General features: G+C 45.9%; 15 protein-coding genes. 1 reads left to right on the top strand and 14 read right to left on the bottom strand.

Annotation, left to right across the window (positions count from 1 at the left end):
* Window positions 1-407: 407 nt before the first annotated feature.
* The 14 genes from AB4623_RS12935 to pilM all read right to left on the bottom strand — a co-directional run bounded on the left by AB4623_RS12935 (window position 408) and on the right by pilM (window position 15,812).
* Window positions 408-986 (bottom strand): aminodeoxychorismate/anthranilate synthase component II, encoded by a 579-nt coding sequence (locus AB4623_RS12935; RefSeq protein ID WP_372146572.1) that lies wholly within the window; start codon window positions 984-986, stop codon window positions 408-410.
* 200 nt (window positions 987-1,186) lie between these two features.
* On the bottom strand, window positions 1,187-3,781 hold the full coding sequence (locus AB4623_RS12930) for an ExeM/NucH family extracellular endonuclease (RefSeq protein WP_372146570.1): 2,595 nt from the start codon (window positions 3,779-3,781) through the stop codon (window positions 1,187-1,189).
* Window positions 3,782-4,166: 385 nt separating this feature from the next.
* On the bottom strand, window positions 4,167-5,183 hold the full coding sequence (trpS, locus tag AB4623_RS12925) for a tryptophan--tRNA ligase (RefSeq protein WP_016796005.1): 1,017 nt from the start codon (window positions 5,181-5,183) through the stop codon (window positions 4,167-4,169).
* Between the two features lie 150 nt (window positions 5,184-5,333).
* Window positions 5,334-6,020 (bottom strand): phosphoglycolate phosphatase, encoded by a 687-nt coding sequence (locus AB4623_RS12920; protein ID WP_017061120.1) that lies wholly within the window; start codon window positions 6,018-6,020, stop codon window positions 5,334-5,336.
* A gap of 102 nt (window positions 6,021-6,122) precedes the next feature.
* Window positions 6,123-6,797: a ribulose-phosphate 3-epimerase gene (gene rpe, locus AB4623_RS12915; protein WP_010435263.1), complete on the bottom strand. Its 675-nt coding sequence runs from the start codon at window positions 6,795-6,797 to the stop codon at window positions 6,123-6,125.
* A 201-nt stretch (window positions 6,798-6,998) separates the two neighbouring features.
* The gene (locus AB4623_RS12910) at window positions 6,999-7,847 is read right to left on the bottom strand and encodes a Dam family site-specific DNA-(adenine-N6)-methyltransferase (RefSeq protein WP_372098423.1); all 849 of its coding nucleotides are present in this window, start codon (window positions 7,845-7,847) and stop codon (window positions 6,999-7,001) included.
* A gap of 69 nt (window positions 7,848-7,916) precedes the next feature.
* The gene (locus AB4623_RS12905) at window positions 7,917-9,434 is read right to left on the bottom strand and encodes an AAA family ATPase (RefSeq protein ID WP_017068836.1); all 1,518 of its coding nucleotides are present in this window, start codon (window positions 9,432-9,434) and stop codon (window positions 7,917-7,919) included.
* Window positions 9,435-9,513: 79 nt separating this feature from the next.
* On the bottom strand, window positions 9,514-10,602 hold the full coding sequence (gene aroB, locus AB4623_RS12900; RefSeq protein WP_017061124.1) for a 3-dehydroquinate synthase: 1,089 nt from the start codon (window positions 10,600-10,602) through the stop codon (window positions 9,514-9,516).
* A 25-nt stretch (window positions 10,603-10,627) separates the two neighbouring features.
* Complete coding sequence (gene aroK, locus AB4623_RS12895; protein WP_017061125.1) at window positions 10,628-11,146, bottom strand: shikimate kinase AroK; 519 nt, start codon at window positions 11,144-11,146, stop codon at window positions 10,628-10,630.
* Window positions 11,147-11,322: 176 nt separating this feature from the next.
* A complete protein-coding gene (locus AB4623_RS12890) occupies window positions 11,323-13,041 on the bottom strand; it encodes a type IV pilus secretin PilQ (protein WP_032545762.1) in 1,719 nt (572 codons plus the stop codon).
* Between the two features lie 35 nt (window positions 13,042-13,076).
* On the bottom strand, window positions 13,077-13,595 hold the full coding sequence (locus AB4623_RS12885) for a pilus assembly protein PilP (RefSeq protein WP_017063694.1): 519 nt from the start codon (window positions 13,593-13,595) through the stop codon (window positions 13,077-13,079).
* Window positions 13,582-14,211: a type 4a pilus biogenesis protein PilO gene (locus tag AB4623_RS12880; RefSeq protein ID WP_017061128.1), complete on the bottom strand. Its 630-nt coding sequence runs from the start codon at window positions 14,209-14,211 to the stop codon at window positions 13,582-13,584. The genes AB4623_RS12885 and AB4623_RS12880 overlap by 14 nt, the downstream gene beginning before the upstream one ends.
* On the bottom strand, window positions 14,204-14,803 hold the full coding sequence (locus AB4623_RS12875) for a PilN domain-containing protein (protein WP_372146568.1): 600 nt from the start codon (window positions 14,801-14,803) through the stop codon (window positions 14,204-14,206). Before AB4623_RS12875 ends, AB4623_RS12880 begins: the two co-directional genes overlap by 8 nt.
* Window positions 14,787-15,812: a type IV pilus assembly protein PilM gene (gene pilM / locus AB4623_RS12870; protein ID WP_372146566.1), complete on the bottom strand. Its 1,026-nt coding sequence runs from the start codon at window positions 15,810-15,812 to the stop codon at window positions 14,787-14,789. Before pilM ends, AB4623_RS12875 begins: the two co-directional genes overlap by 17 nt.
* Before the next feature lie 151 nt (window positions 15,813-15,963).
* Between pilM and AB4623_RS12865 the strand changes: the two genes are divergently transcribed.
* The gene (locus tag AB4623_RS12865; RefSeq protein WP_372146564.1) at window positions 15,964-18,525 is read left to right on the top strand and encodes a penicillin-binding protein 1A; all 2,562 of its coding nucleotides are present in this window, start codon (window positions 15,964-15,966) and stop codon (window positions 18,523-18,525) included.
* Window positions 18,526-18,624 lie beyond the last annotated feature (99 nt).

Genomic DNA, 18,624 nt, shown 5'->3' with positions numbered 1-18,624 from the left:
AGACAAAGATATTTTGTCTCGCCATAATCCCGCTGCAGCATTATATTTACATTTAATTAACCTTTTCAATAGTAGATTATTCTTTAGCCATCCCTTACAACCAGCTAAACGTCACTACCTATGACTATTTATGCATCAATTAATCTGTTTTATGAAGCTTTTTTTACCTAAACGTATAACCAGCAACAGCAAAGCCTTACTGGCATTGCGGTATATTGGGTTCGAGACGAAATAACGCGAATAATTTTGCATAGGCTAAAAACTTAGCCTGACGAGGGAGAAATGTTATAAAAAGTGATCGGCGTCAGAGGGATGAAGACGCGTAGCGCCCGAATTTAAACGCTTAACGGGTAATGGAATACGTTAAACTGGCTTATTTAGACGGAGAAAGAGTCAAATTTAAACACTCAGCGTGCTAGGAAGTTAGTGAGAAGCTGGTGTCCTTGCTCTGTTTTAATCGATTCAGGGTGAAATTGCACCGCATCAATCGGCAAGGTTTTGTGTTGATAACCCATGATCTCATCCATGCTGCCATCTTCAAACTCCGTCCAAGACGTCAGCTCAAAGCAGTCTGGTAGCGTGCCATTTTTCACCACGAGTGAGTGGTAACGTGTCACAGTCAGAGGGTTATTGAGACCTTGAAAAACACTCTTGCCATTGTGGCGTATTGGCGAGGTTTTACCGTGCATCACTTGTCTGGCTCTCACCACTTCACCACCAAACACTTGAGCAATGGCTTGATGACCAAGACACACACCTAAGATCGGCAGCTTGCCAACGAAGTGTTCTATAACTTGCAGAGAGATTCCCGCATCATCCGGTGTACAAGGACCCGGCGAGATAACAAGGTGACTAGGATTCAGTGCTTCGATGCCCGCAATATCAATCTCATCGTTGCGTACAACTTTTACAGTTACCCCTAACTCACAGAAATACTGATACAAGTTATAAGTAAAGGAGTCGTAGTTATCGATGATAAGTAACATGAGTCGAAATCGTTTGCTAAATACTAAAGGATTGGGAGATATAGGGGCGGTATTGTGCAATACCCATAGCGAAAGGCAAGTGGAAACTGCATTTCGCCAATAATTAAGGCCAACCTAGGTTGACCTTAATTGTTTACAGATAGCGTTAAGTTATCTGAATTGGCTTGCTTGTATGGCAAGCCAATCTACTTACAGTTTAGCTACTTGCGACGACGCCACATTGCCAGGCCAAACAATGACATCAATGCACCCAAGCCGAATGAACCGCCGACTCTTAACTCAAGAACCGCAGGATCATGATCCGATGAACGGAAGTGATCTTGGTACTTAGGCAGATCGCCTTTGTACTCTTCGTTGTAGTCAAACAACGTCGATTCACCACCATTAATGTGCCAGTCCGTTGCATCCACCACCATGTCTTTCAGGCTGTCGCTGATCAACAGGTGATCCAGTGCGCCCACTTCGTCATTGTATGAGTAGCTCCAGCTGTCTGGGTGCTTTTGAGCCACAGCATTGATATAACCGTAGTTCTTCGTAATCACCGCACCGCTATCACCAAACTGCTCAACACCATCAATGTAGGTATTACGAGCTGCTTTGATCTGCTTGCCGTATTTCTCTTCCGAGTAATCGGTTAGCACCAGCATTGGATCTTCCATGCCGTACGAGTTCATATCACCCAGGATCACTTTGTGACCTTTGATGCCATCGAGCGCTTCACCTAATGCAACCGCCGCAGCAACACGGAAGTTCTCACATGAACCTTGCTTATCGGCATCAACGCCGCCTTGGCCGCCCTGCTCAATCGGAGCAGCATCTTCCCAACACTTAGAGCCTTTCGATTTAAAGTGGTTGATCGCTACGGTGAGTTTCTCTTTGGTGCCTTTAACTTTAAAGGTTGGCGCCAATGAGTCACGTTGGTAGTTCTTACCGTCTTCAATCACCTTGCCTGAATCGTCTAACACCTCTGGTGCTTGTTGGCTTGGCATCGCGATAACACGGCTGTCTTTAAGCTTAACCACCTTCTTACGGTAGATAACACCCGTTGTGATAACGTCAGTACCAATAGAGTCCATCTCGTCGGTTACGCCGTCTTCGTTCGAGTCGACAGCCACAAAGGTATAACGGTCTTTCTTACGCTCAATGCGATCATTCAGTTGGTTTACAAGTTGCTGAATGGCAGAGCCTTCACCAAAGCCATTGTTCTCAATTTCCATCAAGCCAATGATGTCTGCATCTAAGCGAAGAATCGCGTTCACAATCTTCTCTTGCTGCATCTCAAACTCAGTGATGGTGTTCGCGCCACGGTTATTGCCGTGCTGATTCGCGTCGCCACCAAATGGAGAGTTGAAGTAGTTCAATACGTTGAAGGTCGCAATACGTAGGTCGCCTTCATCCATGTCTGGTTTGTCGGTACGCGGATCGTTACGCACATAGTTTTCAGCCGAGATCTGGTTAGTCGCAATTAAACGGTACTCACCGTAGCTGTAAGTCAGCACGCCTTCTAGGCCAACAATGGTGTCATCAATGCGGATGTAATCTTCTGTTGAACCATCTTGGTCGATATCAGTGCGGCCAAAATCTGGGTAGAAAGGGACTTGTCCATCAGCCGCTTTTTGATCGGTTTCAACGAAAAGACGGCGGTCTGCGTTGTCTTCAGTTTGCTGCTTCGCTTCGTCAGATCCCGCGGCGAAAAGCTGGTTCGGCTGCATGTTAATACGCTCATGCGCCAGTACCATGTTGTTACGACGACCTGCGTAGTCATAACCAAAGGTACGCGTCACACGCATATCAAGCGCTTCGGTTGTTTTCACCAACATGCCTTCGTAGCGTTCAAGCGTTGCAGCGAAGTTCTCGTCACTGTCTAGCACTTCAATCGCCGTCGCTTCAGGGGATTGCTGTTCGCCCTGCTTTAGCCATTGGTTGTTTTCAACTTTAAGCTGAGTGTGGCTGTAGTATTCTTGAACCTTACCTTTCACACACACCACATCACCCGCAACTAAATCTGAGCTTGACTGGTTAGTGTGAATAAATAGACCCTCAGAAGTGCTTGAGTTGAAGTCATCCTCAAGTGCTTGCAGGTAGAAGCCTTTGGTTAGGCCAGTAGTCACTGCGCTAACTACACCTTTTACGAAGTATTCATCGTCGGTGATGTACGGGTAGCCATCGATGAACGGTGATGTAGCACCTTCGCCTTGGATCTCTTGAATGGTGGTAAATACCGGGTCTGAGCCATCTTCTGTACAAGTAAAGGCTTCTGGCAGCTCAACACTGTCTAGTGAACCTAGCCCTTCAATACTGTCTTTTGGTAGCGATACCCATTGTGAAGCATCAAACGTCGCAGAAGGTGTTTGTGTCGCACGAACCAAAGTAACATCTTTGCCCCAGTCCACATCGCCCATCAAACCAACAACATCATGCACCGAACCATCTGCATTCAAGATAGCTAGCGGGTCGTCACCATTATGATTAGCCAATGAAGCATTTAGAATGTCAGCGACCGCCTTAATCTCATCACTAGCACTGGTATGAGCAACAACAAGCACTTCACCGGGCGCTAAAACGTGGCCATCTAAAGGTAAAGTGGCGCCCCATGATCCGTTGCCATTGGCAGACTTCGCCAGTGAGTAACCATCTAAGTTAATGCTGCTATCGCCGTTATTGGCGATCTCAACCGCTTTGTTGTAGCTGCCGCCTTCCACATATTGTGAAATAAACAAATCAGCGTGTGCGCTTGTGGTTAACAAGCTACCAATTGCCACTGCTAGCAATGAAGGTTTGTGTAAAAGAGCCATCCGTTTCACCTGAGTTCATCGAGTTATAGTCACTGCCATCTATGGGCAGTCATGTATTTTGTGGTAACTATCAGGTTTATTTATGAAAGGAATAAGTCAGTTGGCAAGAAAATGAGGAACTTATCACTTTGGAATCATCAATTGTTTGGCACGTTATATATTTCCAACATATATAGAAACGAGTGTAATTTTATAAAGCTTGAGGGTACCAAATAAGATCATCTGCACAGCATTACAGCGATGGATATGCTAGCTAAATACTGGGTAAATTATCAATTCAAACAAGGGGGTTTCGAGGAAGGCAAATGGAATGGGCATGAAAAAGCCCAAAGTAAACAACAGCTACTTTGGGCTCAAATTCTCAAGCGAGTTGTGTTAGTTCACCCTATGGGCGAGTAACAAAACCTACTGCTTCGTATGCTTTTTTCAGTGTCACTGCAGCACGTTCAGAGGCTTTTTCAGCACCGGCTTTCATTACTGCGTCCATGTAGGCACGGTCAGCACGGATACGGTGATATTCAGCTTGAATCGGCTCAAGCATCTCAACCAATGCTGCGCCTACGTCTTTCTTGAACGGACCGTACATTTCAACGCCTTGGTACTGCGCTTCGATCTCTTCGAACGTTTTACCTGTCGCTGCAGAGTACAGACCCATTAGGTTAGAGATACCCGCTTTGTTTTCCCAATCGTGAGCAATGCGTGGTGGTGTTTCTGCATCGGTTTGCGCTTTGTTGATCTTCTTGATGATCGACTTAGGTTCTTCTAGCAAAGTAATCACGTTCTTACGGTTGTCGTCTGACTTAGACATCTTCTTCGTCGCATCTTGCAGGCTCATTACACGTGCATTCACTGTTGGAATGTAAGGTTCTGGTACTTGGAAGATTGGCGTTTCAGGACCGTAGATGTTGTTGAAGCGAGTTGCGATATCACGCGCTAACTCTAAGTGTTGTTTCTGGTCGCTACCTACAGGCACTTGATGAGCACCGTAAAGCAGGATGTCTGCAGCCATCAACACTGGGTAGTCGTATAGGCCTACGTTTACGTCATTTGAGTGGCGTGCAGACTTATCTTTAAACTGAGTCATACGGCTCAGTTCACCCATTTGCGTGTAACAGTTAAGAAGCCAACCAAGTTGAGCATGCTCTGGTACGTGTGACTGAACAAATAGCGTGCTCTTCTTTGGATCAACACCGACAGCAAGACAGATTGCTAGTGCGTCTAGAGTCGCTTCATGCAGTGCTTTCGGGTCTTGGCGAACCGTAATTGCGTGAAGGTCTACAACACAGTATTGGCAATCGTAATCATCTTGCATCTGTTGCCATTGACGTAGAGCACCCAAGTAGTTACCGATACTTAGTTCACCAGATGGTTGAACACCACTCAATACGATGGGCTTGCTCATGGTTTTAATTCCTTTGCTTATTCGCTAAGTTTATTGAACGCTTAGCTTCTTAACTTAAATATAGAAAAGCCGCACAGCTCTTCTGTACGGCTCATCCAGTGTACTCATTGATAAGTATTTTGCTAGTAGGTTAGCTAACTTTTGTCCGCTTTATGCTGAAACTAGAACGACATCTAGTAATTGCGCGACGTTATCCGCGACATAGTCAGGGTTTGATGCTGAAATCGGCTCGCCGTGGTTATAACCGTAAGTCAGACCAAACGAGTGACAACCTGCATTCTTAGCCGCTTTAATGTCGTTGCTTGAATCGCCAACCATCAACATCTCTTCCGCTTTTACATTGTGCTTTTCTAGCAACCAGTTCAGAGCGACTGGGTTCGGTTTTTTCTCTGGGAAAGAGTCGCCACCCAACACATCAACAAAGTACTTATCAATACCGTGTTGCGCCAGTACGTCTGGTACAAACTTCGATGGCTTGTTGGTAACCAGCGCCATAGTGAAGCCGGCTTTATCCAGCTCAGCCAGCGTCTCTTTAACCGATGGGTAAAGGTGACTTAGCTTGTGACCGCCCTGCTCATAGAAATCATCAAACAGGATGCGTGCTTTTTTCAGTAGCTCTGGCTCTAGGCTTGGGTCAACCGTCAAGTTACGGCTGAGTGAACGTCCGATAAGAACATCAGCACCATTACCTACGTAGTCGCGAACTTGTTCTTCGCTCACTGAAGGGAAACCCAACTCCTGACAAGCTTGGTCAGCAGCAACGGCCAAATCAGGCACGCTGTCTAACAAGGTTCCATCCAAATCAAAGGCGATCAGTTTTATTGAGCTTAATGACATCTTACTTTCCTATTTATTATGTTCGTCTTATGAGTTGAGCTATAAGACGTAAAAAAGGGGCAAATTAGCCCCTTAATATTCAATCTATCTGTAGTTTTACGATTATGCGTTTACTTTTGCAAGCTCTGCACGCATCTCATCAATCACTTCTTTGTAATCTGGTTGATTGAAGATAGCTGAACCCGCAACGAACATATCTGCGCCCGCTTCTGCGATTTCACGGATGTTATCAACCTTCACGCCGCCATCAATCTCAAGGCGAATGTCACGGCCTGACTCATCAATCAGCTTACGAACAGCACGTAGTTTATCTAGCGTGTGCGGAATGAAAGATTGACCGCCGAAGCCTGGGTTCACAGACATCAGTAGAATCATGTCTACTTTGTCTAGGATGTAATCTAAGCAAGAAAGCGGCGTTGCAGGGTTAAGAACCACACCCGCTTTACAGCCGTGCTCTTTGATTAGCTGTAGAGTGCGATCGATGTGCTCTGAAGCTTCAACGTGGAAGGTAATCATTGATGCGCCGGCTTTAGCAAACTCAGGCACGATGCTGTCTACTGGCTTAACCATAAGGTGAACATCGATAGGAGCCGTAATACCGTAGTCGCGCAGCGCTTTACAGATAGGCGCGCCAAAAGTCAGGTTAGGTACGTAGTGGTTGTCCATCACATCGAAGTGCACAACATCAGCACCAGCTGCGAGTACTTTTTCTACGTCTTCACCAAGACGAGCAAAATCTGCAGACAAAATCGATGGAGCGATTAGAAAATCTTTCATACCAAACCTCTTAAGAGTGAGTAAATTGCGAATATCACCGCCTTGGTGACATCTCATACACAAGTACAAGACTCAATCCCAAGACTATTTGGTGTGCAATTCTACCTAAGCACCTAAGCAGATCCTAGCAGTTCGAAAGATTAGTTTAAGAAAGTATCCGTTGGTCACTCAATTTAATGAGTTTGGCGGATATTCTGACCATTACTGTTCAGCTGATGTGTGCTGCTGGTTTTTCTCTTTATGGAAAAGTGCCAATAGCTCATCAACTTTATTACGGCCAGCGCCATTACGGCTGATGGTGCGTTTCACCCTAACCACGTTCAACTCCGCACCATGATATAAGCGACGAGTTAATGTCGTATCGTGGTTTGAAATCAAAACAGGAATACCGCGTTCCATCGCTGCTTTTTCAGCAACATCCGCCAGTGCAGCTTGGTCATCTAAGCTAAAGCCATTACCTGCGTAAGAGGTAAAGTTAGCCGTGTTCGACAGTGGTGCGTATGGAGGATCGCAGTAAACCACACAGCCTTTGCGCGCGCGGCTAAAGGTTTCATGGTAGCCCTCACAGACAAAGGTGGCTTTTTTCGCTTTTTCGGCAAAAAACTCCAGCTCAGCTTCTGGGAAGTAAGGTTTTTTATAAGAACCAAATGGAACGTTAAAACCGCCCTTCTTGTTGTAGCGACATAGGCCATTGAAGCCAAATCGGTTCATATACAAGAAAGCCAACGAACGATACATGACGTTATCTGTACCATTGAACTCAGCACGAATATCTAAGAAGGCTTCTTTGCGGTTGTTCTCAGGACAGAACCAGCGCTTCGCTTCCGTGATATAAGTTTCAGGATCGGTTTTAAGTAGGTTGTACAGGTTGATAAGATCGGGATTGATATCTGCAAGCAGGTACTGTTCAAAGTCAGTATTCAGAAATACTGAGCCGGCACCGACAAACGGTTCTACCAATTTACGAGCAGGTGGCAGGTGACGTTGGATGTCTTCAACTAGGCCATATTTACCACCAGCCCATTTTAGAAAGGCACGCTGCTTTTTCATTTACTGCTCTATCTATCAACTCAAAAATAAGGCTGCGGAATGTAACATATTTTGAGGCTAAGCTCAGGGTTATTTCGCACGTTCTATCTCTCGATGTACTTGATTCATCGATTTTGCCCAAGGTTCCAACTGTTGAAGGGGTTTTGATAACGCACTTACCGCGTCTCTCGCCACTTGAATCGTTGGATAATCTTGATAAGTGATAATAAACCACTTGGTGTCGTTGCGAAGTGTTGGGTAAATACGAACCTTGTTCTCAAGGTCATACTCTTCAATGAAAGACTGTACGTCGTCCAATGAGGTCATCGCACTCAACTGCAAAGTATAAGCTCGCGGAGAGATAGCTTGTAACTCTTCGCGAGAAAATGAGAATGTGATTTTCTTAGTCGGTGGCGTGGACTGTGTTAGGTCTGTTGCTTCATCGGCTGAAGGCTGTGACTCCACTTTGTCTGCATCTGATTGCGAACTCACCGCGGCACCTGTGTTTTCTTCAACAGCAGCATCAATCGCACTGGTATCGGCACTTTCAGGTTTATCATCAAGCAAGGCATCAACCACATCAGAGGTGATTACGACACGCTGCTGATCTTGTTCGACTTCTCCAACACTCGCGGTATCTTCAACGACAGTCGGTGGCAAAGATGAGCTGTCGTCATCAGCACCTTGATAACTCATGTCAGCTTCGGCTTCAGAATCGTCCATTCCGTCGATTCCAGCTTGCTCGGTACCACTTTCCACTTCAAAAGTTGGGATAGCTGTCTGTTCAATCGGAGCGATAAGAGATTGCGCTTTATCGTCAGGGGTTGGTTGACTGAACATCCACCAATAACCACCACCAATTAAAATCAACAGCAAGGCCACCACAATCGCGATATTGATGGGTGAGCCAATAATTGAGCGAATAATAATCCTTTTTTCCACTTTCAATTCTCCTAAAGCCATTAACTCACCGGGCAGAGGTTGCGCTTTATTAAACGCACGTCGCACGCAAGTTTCAGACTCATCATCAACATATCGAATCACCAGTGATTCAAAGAAATGTTCAGCTTCTGGTTGCGAAAGGTCATCGATCTCAAGATCGATAGGTTTGTGTTGTTGACCGTAGCTCAAACGCGTTAATAACGTATCTAAGTGGCCAGGTTCCGAGAAGAGAACGATATTGATCGTCCATTGAGGGTTTGATTGAGCTTCCAGTACCAACATCCATAATTCGGATACCAATAGCTCAGAAAGTCGTTGGGCATCATCAACGACGATAACCACATTACACGGTTCTCCATCCAGTAACCTTGTTAGGCTATCCGATAAAGAATCATGTTGATTAAACAGGGGATCAGAAACAATTTGGCTAAGAATGAGCGCACGGCGTTGTTGATCGTCTTGGCTTGGATGACAAAGCAGTAAACACTGATTTTTTTCTGTCGACCATGCTTCAAGATAACGCTGAGCCAACCAAGATCGGCCAGAGCCAGCTTTGCCCGCCACCGTCACAAGGTTTGAACCAAAGTTAGTCAAAAGCTGTAAGCGCTCTAACAGCTCAACTTGAGATTCTAACTCTAATACTCTTAATTCATGAGCCAAACTCATTGGGGATCCCTACTGATAAGATCGATCAGTAAAACGCTTCAGTTGCCTAGAGTTTAGCTAGGCAACCTCACAACCAAATTTAAAGAGTACGGCAGAAATCGATCGCTTGTTTAATGATGTCTTGAGGCACATCAGCAACCACTTCAGCAGTACCAATACTTGTTGGTAATACCAAACGCAACTGACCAGACAGCACTTTTTTATCGCGCATCATGTGCTTCATAAAGTCTTCAAAAGACATGCTTTCTGGCGTATGGATTGGTAGTTTCGCATTCTTGAGTATAGAAATAATTCGCTCAAGTTGCTGCTGAGAGATCAGTCCCTGTAATTGAGCTGTTTTAGCTGCCATTACAGTGCCTGACGACACAGCTTCACCATGTAGCCAATTACCATAGCCTAGTTCTGCTTCAATCGCATGACCAAATGTATGACCTAGGTTCAATAACGCTCTGATTCCTGACTCTTTTTCATCTAGAGCCACCACTTCAGCCTTAATTGCACAACAACGAGCAATCGCGGTAATCAGTGCTTCTTCATCAAGTTGATAAAGTTTCTCTAGATTCTGCTCCAACCAATCAAAGAAGGCTTCATCGTAAATGATGCCGTATTTGATCACCTCAGCAATGCCCGCTGCAAACTCACGCTCTGGAAGCGTTGATAAACAGTTGGTATCGATGATCACAGATTTCGGTTGGTAAAAAGCGCCGATCATATTCTTACCAAGAGGATGGTTTACTGCGGTTTTACCACCAACAGAAGAGTCCACTTGAGAAAGAAGGGTCGTCGGGATTTGAATGAAATCAATACCGCGCTGGTAACAAGAGGCAGCAAAACCGACCAAGTCACCGATAACACCACCTCCTAAAGCAATCACCACCACATCGCGGCTGTAATTTCCTTCAAGCATGTAGCTCATCACTGAATTGAACGTTTCAAGGGTTTTGTACTGTTCACCGTCTGGCAGCTCGAGAAGAGATGTCTGACAGCCGACTTGATCCAATAGCGATAAAATTTTATCAGCATAAAGAGGCGCTACTGTCACATTACTGATAACAACAACTTTCTGCTTACCTGATAAAAAAGAAAGGTACGCCGGGTCTTCAAATAACCCGGCGCCAATAGAGATAGGGTAGCTACGCTCAGCTAGATTGACCGTAATCCGTTCCATGGGTTTGCTCTCCGAAAAAATGAACTTAACGTTCTTCTAGCATTTTTACGATCTGGTTGGCTACCACTTTTGCACTTTGGTCGTCAGTACGAACTGTGTAGTCCGCCACTTCTTCGTATAGTGCGTTGCGAGATACAGCTAGATCTTCTAGCACATCACGCGGGTTGTCTGTTTGAAGTAGAGGGCGTTTCTTGTCGCGGTTAGTGCGAGCAAGTTGCTTTTCAATTGTTGTCTCTAGGTATACAACAATGCCTCGTGCAGATAGACGGTTACGGTTTTCTTTGCTCAACACTGAACCACCACCTGTCGCAAGAACAATACCTTGTTCTTCTGTCAGATCATTGATTACAGATTCTTCGCGCTTACGGAAACCTTCTTCGCCCTCAACATCAAAAACCCATGCGATGTCTGCGCCAGTGCGCTCTTCGATCACAGTGTCAGAGTCTAGAAACTCCATATGAAGTTGGGAAGCTAGGTGTCTACCAATTGTACTTTTGCCGGCGCCCATTGGGCCAACAAGAAAAATATTGCGTTTCTCAGCCATGTTTTTAGCAGTAATTTACAACGTTAATTCAATGACATCGCCACAAGGTAGGTCAGTACAAGTACTGAAATTAAAAGGCCCGTGGCACCGATTCCTCACAGATAATTCGTGATAAGACCCGAAATTATCAAGGTTAGGTGCCACTAATGCAACTTTATTTTTAATCTAATTGTTCATTACTGAATCACAACTTTGGGTGTGACAAAAATAAGTAGTTCACTTTTACCCACATTTTCATAGCTGCGACGGAACAATGCGCCCAAAACTGGCAGGTCCCCCAACAGAGGAACTTTATCCACTGTACTGCTCACGCTGTGCTGAAATATCCCGCCAAGCACGACAGTTTCACCATTATTAACAAGCACTTGCGTACCTATTCTTTGCGTATCAATGGCGACCGCTTCACCGGTTCCAGTTTTTACCACTTGCCCTGGCCTATCTTGAGTCACGCTCAAATCCAATACCAAACGATTATCGGGCGTGATCTGCGGTGTCACCTTAAGACTCAACACGGCTTTCTTAAATGCAACCGACGTAGCGCCACTTGAAGATGACTCTAAGTAAGGAATTTCAGTACCTTGCTCAATATAAGCCGGCTTTTTATTGGTGGTGATTAAGCGTGGACTAGAAATGATTTCAGCTTTTGACTCTTGTTGCAGTGCCGACAGTTCAAGATCGAGTAAGGTATCTGAACCCAGTTTGGCCACCTGAAACGCAATACTCGAGGCGTTCGGCGATGTTGCCCCTAAATTGACGTTGAGATAGTCATCAATCACGCTGCTGCCGCTATCGTCGTCATACGGCGTAATCGCTGATGGGTGGTTACCTTCGATTGAGCCACCAACGGTGAAGCTTCCGTTGGTTGAGGAAACGCCCCAGCGCACGCCAAGCTCATCAAGATTACCCTCAGTAACCGTGACAATACGTGCCTCTATCTGTACCTGCTTCACGGGAATGTCTAACGATTCAATGATGCCTCGGATCACGGCAATGTTTTCTTCCAATTCACGAATGAGCAGTGAGTTGGTGCGCTCATCAATGGTAATCGAACCACGATCGGACAACATGCTGACCGCACCTTCACCTCCAATCATGTCAGCGATGTCGGTGGCTTTAGCAAAGTTAATCTTGATGATTTCCGATTTAAGCTCCCCTAACTCCTCTTCTAAGCGCGATTTCTCTAACGCTTGTTGCTCTCGAAGGTCGAGCTCCGCTTTCGGCGCGACCAAGATAACATTGCCATCAACACGCTTATCCAAGCCTTTAACTTGCAAGATAATGTCGAGAACTTGCTGCCAAGGTACGCCATCTAAGCGTAACGTCAGGTTTCCGGCTACCGAATCAGACACCACGAGATTGAAGTCGTTGTAATCGGCAATCAGTTGCAGGACATTTCGTACCGGGATATCCTGGAAGTTAATCGATATCAGCTTGCCCTCTTTCTCTAGAACGCTTTTTTCTTTGGTCGCTTCATCGAGCACCGGTTTGCTGATCACCACCTCAATAAAGCGCCCCTTTAGGTTGTATTCATACTGATAGTCATTGCTAATCGTCGCTAGAAGCCGAGTGCTTGGTGTCTCTTTATAGACTTCAATGCCTTCAACCAAGGTAGCGAAATCCTTCACATCCAGCAGGTAGAGCTTGTCATCATCAACTTGAGTATTGATTAGCTCGATACTTAACCCTTCCTGAGCTCGTTGAACATCCACCACTGCTGTGCTGGTCGCCAGCTCAATAATGATGACGGCGTCTTTATCCTTATTGACCCTAAAATCAATATTCTCCAATTTGTTCGGTAAGCTCTCGGCATGGCTGAGCACGCTAACAACCAACATCACAGACACAGCAAAACCTTGTAGAGCCTTGCTCACTAATCCACTTATTCCTTTAATCATATTTACATCTCATATCCACATCATGTGACATTGGTTTACTTCAGAGCCAGCCTAACGTTGCGCTTATGCCAACAACCTAAGCCATCTGGAAGAGTTTCATTAATCTGAACGTATTGGCTCGTCACCTTAGTAACTCGGCCATTGTTTAAGCCGATAAACTGGCCTTTCTTGACGTTTACCACGTTGCCTTTGGGTGTTTGCACTAAGCCAAACACGCTTGAGCCACTGCCCATCACGCCTCTTAAACGAAGCTTACTCAGCGGGTACTTCTCTAACTTGCCATTACGAGAACGGGCGCTGGGTTGCCAACAGTCTTTCTTAACCAAGGGTTGGTTTTGCACAATGGCTTCTTTAGGCAGTTCAAAGGGAGGACGCAAAGATCGACGCTGATAAGTCGCCGCCGTGAATTCAGTTGCTGGGACAAGTTGCTCGACATCTTTTCTCGCCTTGGCTTCAACCTGCGCCACAAAATCTTGCAGTGAGTCTTGATTAGCTTTGCAGCCTGACAACGCAAGCATCAATACGATTGAGTAAAACGCGCTATTGGGTTTCATCATTAACCTCCGATTTAAACTGGTAGGTATAAGCTCGAACCCTAAAGTGCAGCGTGCTACTTTCTTGACTGACTCGCTGCCAATTCACATCATCAAAGCTAATAATACGCGGCAGCTTGGCGATGGCAGCAGAGAAGTCACCAATCTCGTGATAGTCACCTGTCAGCTCTATATTGAGAGGCAATCGATAGAGAAACTCCTTATTCTGCTTTTGCCCCCAATCGATTCGTGTGAAGGTCAGCGAGTTATCCAAGCCGAGCTCATTCACGGAGGCCAACATGCTCGCTAACTCCTTTTGAACGGGCAGCTGCTCTAATAGATAATCGTAGCGACTAGTTAGCTCATCCAACTGGCTCTGCAACTTAGGCAAGGCTGCAACCTTATTCGCCTTTATCCTCAAGGTCGTTTTTAAGGTCTGCTCCTGTTGCTTCATCTGTTTCAGTTCCTCGTCGAGCGGCAGCAGATACAGCCAAGTGCCAACACCTTGGATTAACACCATCAACACCAGAATCACGAGAAGCTGAGGCAACAATGGCCATTCGGTGATCTCATCAACATCGAGATCTTGCAAGCTCATCCTGTTTTGCCTACTAATCCTATTTTGAAGGTTAGCCATGATGCCCCCCCTTATCTTTTCTGCTCGCGGTTGTGTTTTCTAAAGACACAGGGCTAAACACAAAAGAGACCTTGAAGGTCTGAAACTCTTTATTGAAGCGCTTGCGGTTATGAACGATAGAGTGCATCTCGACCCCTTTCAAAGAATCTGAACGTTCGAGGTTGTCCAACATGGTGGCGAGACGAGCAGTGCTGTCGCTGATGCCCGACATTTCAATCTCCTGACCATTCATCTTTATCTTGTCGACATAGACACCCTCTGGAATCAGCTCCGGCATCAAGTTCATGAAGTCGGTGGTCTTATTACGGCCAAGCTGCAGCGACTCAACCACATCAAGTCGAGTCAGAATGGCTTTGTGTTCTTGCTCTGCGACTTTTAACGACTGAATTTGTCGGTCGAGCTCAGCAATGTACTGATTGAGGTAATTGAGGCGAGCTTGCTGCTTGGCTTGTTGATCGTGAAAATAGTGACCAACCGCCCATTGCCCTATAAGCGCAATGATGACGCCAAGAATGACCAGATGGATAAAACGCTTCTTGTGCTGAGCACGAATCTCATCACGCCACGGCAGCAGGTTAATTTGATGCAACATGCTTCTCTCCCTGCCACTTGAGCCCACTCATCGCCATACCCGCCGCGATACCAAAGTGTTGCCAGTCAATCGGCAGTCGGCGTCTCTTGGCGACCTTATTCTCAAATAAAGACAAAGGATTCAATGACTCGCAGCTCAACTGAAAATGGCGTTCTAGCTCTTCGGTTACCATAGGGATGCTGGCGCCCTCGCCCATCAACCAAATCCCTGAGATAGGTTGCTGCGCATTTCCCGATGAATAGAGCTGCAATTGACGCTTGAGCTTCTCAATCAGGTTAACAATGAATTGATGTGTCTCTTCCATAGTACCGAACACGCTCTCGATATCACTCGGGTCATCTGAGCTGCGAAGATCTTGAGTGCCAAAGGCGATGTCTTTATAGAAAGGCGCCGAATTCTGCGGGATAACCCCTAGCGAGGTTTGGTCGATTCCAACATCCACTAGCAACCAGTTTTTCTTATCGGGATACAGGCGCGAGGCCAATTGCCAGATATTAAGTAGCCCATGCGCCTGTGTATCCACCACCAAAGGTTTGAAGCCAGCCTTGGTTAATGCATCCGCTCGGCTATCCACAACTTCTTTACGAGTGGCGTATACCTGATAACTGCTTGTCGAACCTTTACCAAATCGTTTGTCTTCCAGCTTTACAAAATCTAAACTCAGCTCCTCGATAGGAAAGGGAGATTGATGGGCGAAGGTTTGATAGATAGAAAACTCTTTTTCTCTGTCTTCTAACTCACTCTCTATTTGCAGTACTTTGCTGATCACCGTGTTATCAGGTACCGAAATGGCGACGTTGCGACAGCCAAAAGGCAGTCCTTTCCTAAGTTCTTTAAGTTTCTTAACAGTTTTCTGATACTCCAAAGTATGGTTAGCTGTAAAAATGTCGTCCGAAATCGGCAGCTCTTTGTATCCCACTAGGGCATACAACTCCCCCACGGGTTTTAGTACCACGGCTTTGATGCTGTGATGATTTATATCTATACCTGTAATTAATGATGAACCCATGTGACCTAGCTCCTGAAGTGCCAAGCATTTCGTTGATTATCTAGGGGTTGTGATTATTAGTTAAATAAGCGTTAATAAACGAAAGCTAAGTTTTTAGCCTAGAGTACAAGGGTTTGCTGCTTATCAGCCTTAACTAATCAGGGATTATCCGGTGAAGTTCATAAAGCGATTATTCATATTTACATTGATTTGCATGATTCTTGGAGTCAGTACAATTTTCGGGTTTTATTTTTACGTAAAACCAGAGTTGCCTGATGTTGCCACTTTGCGCGACGTAGAACTCCAAACGCCGATGCAAGTCTTCAGTCAAGACGGTAAGCTGATCTCTCAATTTGGTGAAAAGCGTCGTAATCCAGTCACTTATGACGAGATTCCTCGCCACTTAGTTGAGGCTCTGATTGCCACCGAAGATAGCCGTTTCTATGAACACCCAGGTATTGACCCAATCGGTATCACACGTGCAGCACTCGTGGTTGCAATGTCGGGTTCAGCCAAACAAGGTGCTAGTACCATTACTCAGCAGCTTGCGCGTAACTTCTTCTTATCTAATGAGAAAAAGATTATGCGTAAGATCAAAGAGATCTTCATTGCGATCCACATTGAGCAACTTCTTAGTAAAGAAGAGATCATGGAGCTTTACGTCAACAAGATCTTCCTTGGTCACCGTTCGTATGGTTTTGGCGCGGCAGCACGTGTTTACTTCGGTAAAGATCTTCCTGATCTCACGCTGAGTGAAATTGCGACCCTTGCGGGTATGCCAAAAGCACCTTCGACAATGAACCCTATTTACTCTGTTGAGCGCGCGACTAACCGTCGTAACGTTGTATTGCGTCGTATGTTAGACGAGAAATACATCACTCAAGCAGAGTTCGATGACGCTCGTAGCGAAGAGCTTATCTCGAAATACCACGGTGCAGAGATCGAACTGAGCGCGCCATATGTTGCTGAAGTTGCACGTGCTTGGATGGTGGAACGCTATGGTGAAGAAGCTTATACATCAGGCATGAAGGTCTACACGACCGTTGATTCGAAACTGCAAAAAGCAGCGAACCAAGCCGCAATTAAGAACCTACTTGGCTACGATGAGCGTCACGGCTACCGTGGTGCTGAAAAAGTATTGTGGCAGACTGCGCAATCAGCGTGGGATCAAGAACAAATCGTTAAACACCTTAAGTCTCAACCAACCTATGGTGACCTAGTCCCTGCTGTTGTTACCGCGGTTGATTCGAAAAGTGCTCAAATTTGGGTTAAGAACCAAGGTGAAGGCACTATCGAATGGCAAGGCATGAACTGGGCGCGTAAATTCCTAACGGATAACCGCCAAGGACCAGCGCCTTCTCAAGCGAAAGAAATTCTGGAGGTTGGTGAACAAATCTGGGTTCGCCATGAAGCCGTTACCGGCGATGAAGTCTCTGAAGAGCCGACAGAAGAGTCAGCGACTGCAGAATCAGAAACACCGATTGTATGGCGACTAAGCCAAGTACCGAATGCGAACACAGCATTTGTTGCAATGAACCCGAACAACGGCGCGGTATTGTCGATGGTCGGTGGCTTTAACTTTGTCCACAACAAGTTCAACCGTGCAACGCAATCTATTCGTCAGGTGGGTTCTGGTATCAAACCCTTTATCTACTCAGCAGCGATTGAGAAAGGCTTAACGCTAGCCTCACTGATCAACGATGCACCGATTAACCAATGGGATAAGAGCCAAGGTACCGCATGGCGACCAAAGAACTCGCCACCGACTTACGTGGGTCCAACTCGTTTACGTATTGGCTTAGCTCAGTCTAAAAACGTAATGGCGGTACGTGTACTGCGCGAAGTAGGCCTAGATGATACTCGTAACTACCTAACTCGATTTGGTTTTGATATTGACGAAGTGCCTCGTTCAGAGACCATTGCTCTGGGTGCGGGTAGCTTAACGCCAATGAAAGTAGCTCAAGGTTACTCAGTATTCGCTAATGGCGGCTACTACGTTGAACCTTTCTACATCAGTCGCATTGAGACACCATTTGGTGAGACTGAATTTGAAGCGACACCAAAAGTGGTTTGTAAAGACGATTGCCAACAGCAAATGACCTCAGACCCAATGGCTGATGAGTTTGCAGAGCAAGATGTGGATGCCAAAGTACAATACGCACCTCAAGTTATCTCTGAACAGAACGCATTCCTTGTTCGTGAAATGATGTACAGCAACATCTGGGGTGGCGGTGATTGGAGCGCTGGCACTGGTTGGAACGGTACTGGTTGGCGTGCACAACCGTTGAAGCGTCGTGACATTGGCGGAAAAACGGGTACCACCAACGATTCTAAAGATACTTGGTACAGCGGCTACGGCCCTGGCATGGTGGCTACGGTATGGGTTGGTTTTGATAACCACAACCGCAACCTAGGCCGTACTAAAGCGAACTCGAACCTTGGTAAAAATCAGATTACTGGTGCAGAAGCTGGCGCGAAAACAGCAGAACCTGCATGGGTTGATTTTATGGGTACGGCGTTAGCGGGTGTTCCTGCTGAGCGTAAAGAAATTCCGGAGAACATCGTCCGTGTTCGAATCGACCGTGAAACTGGCTTACTGACCAACAAGTTCGATAGCTCATCAATGTTCGAGTACTTCGAGAAAGGCACAGAGCCAACCGAGTACATCACTGAACGTTTCAATGATGACATCTACTCAACCTCATCAGGTGAAGCAGTAGAAGAACTGTTCTAACTAAGGTTTGTAGAACCTAGTAACATGAACCAACAAAAAGGGTTGATATGCATTCATATCAACCCTTTTTTTATATCTATATCTGACCAGACTAGGCTC

The sequence above is a fragment of the Vibrio sp. 10N.222.52.C12 genome (assembly GCF_041474215.1).
GTDB classification, from domain to species: domain Bacteria; phylum Pseudomonadota; class Gammaproteobacteria; order Enterobacterales; family Vibrionaceae; genus Vibrio; species Vibrio crassostreae_C.
Note: the sequence above shows the minus strand (reverse complement) of the source record. Positions and strands in the feature narration are given on the sequence as shown.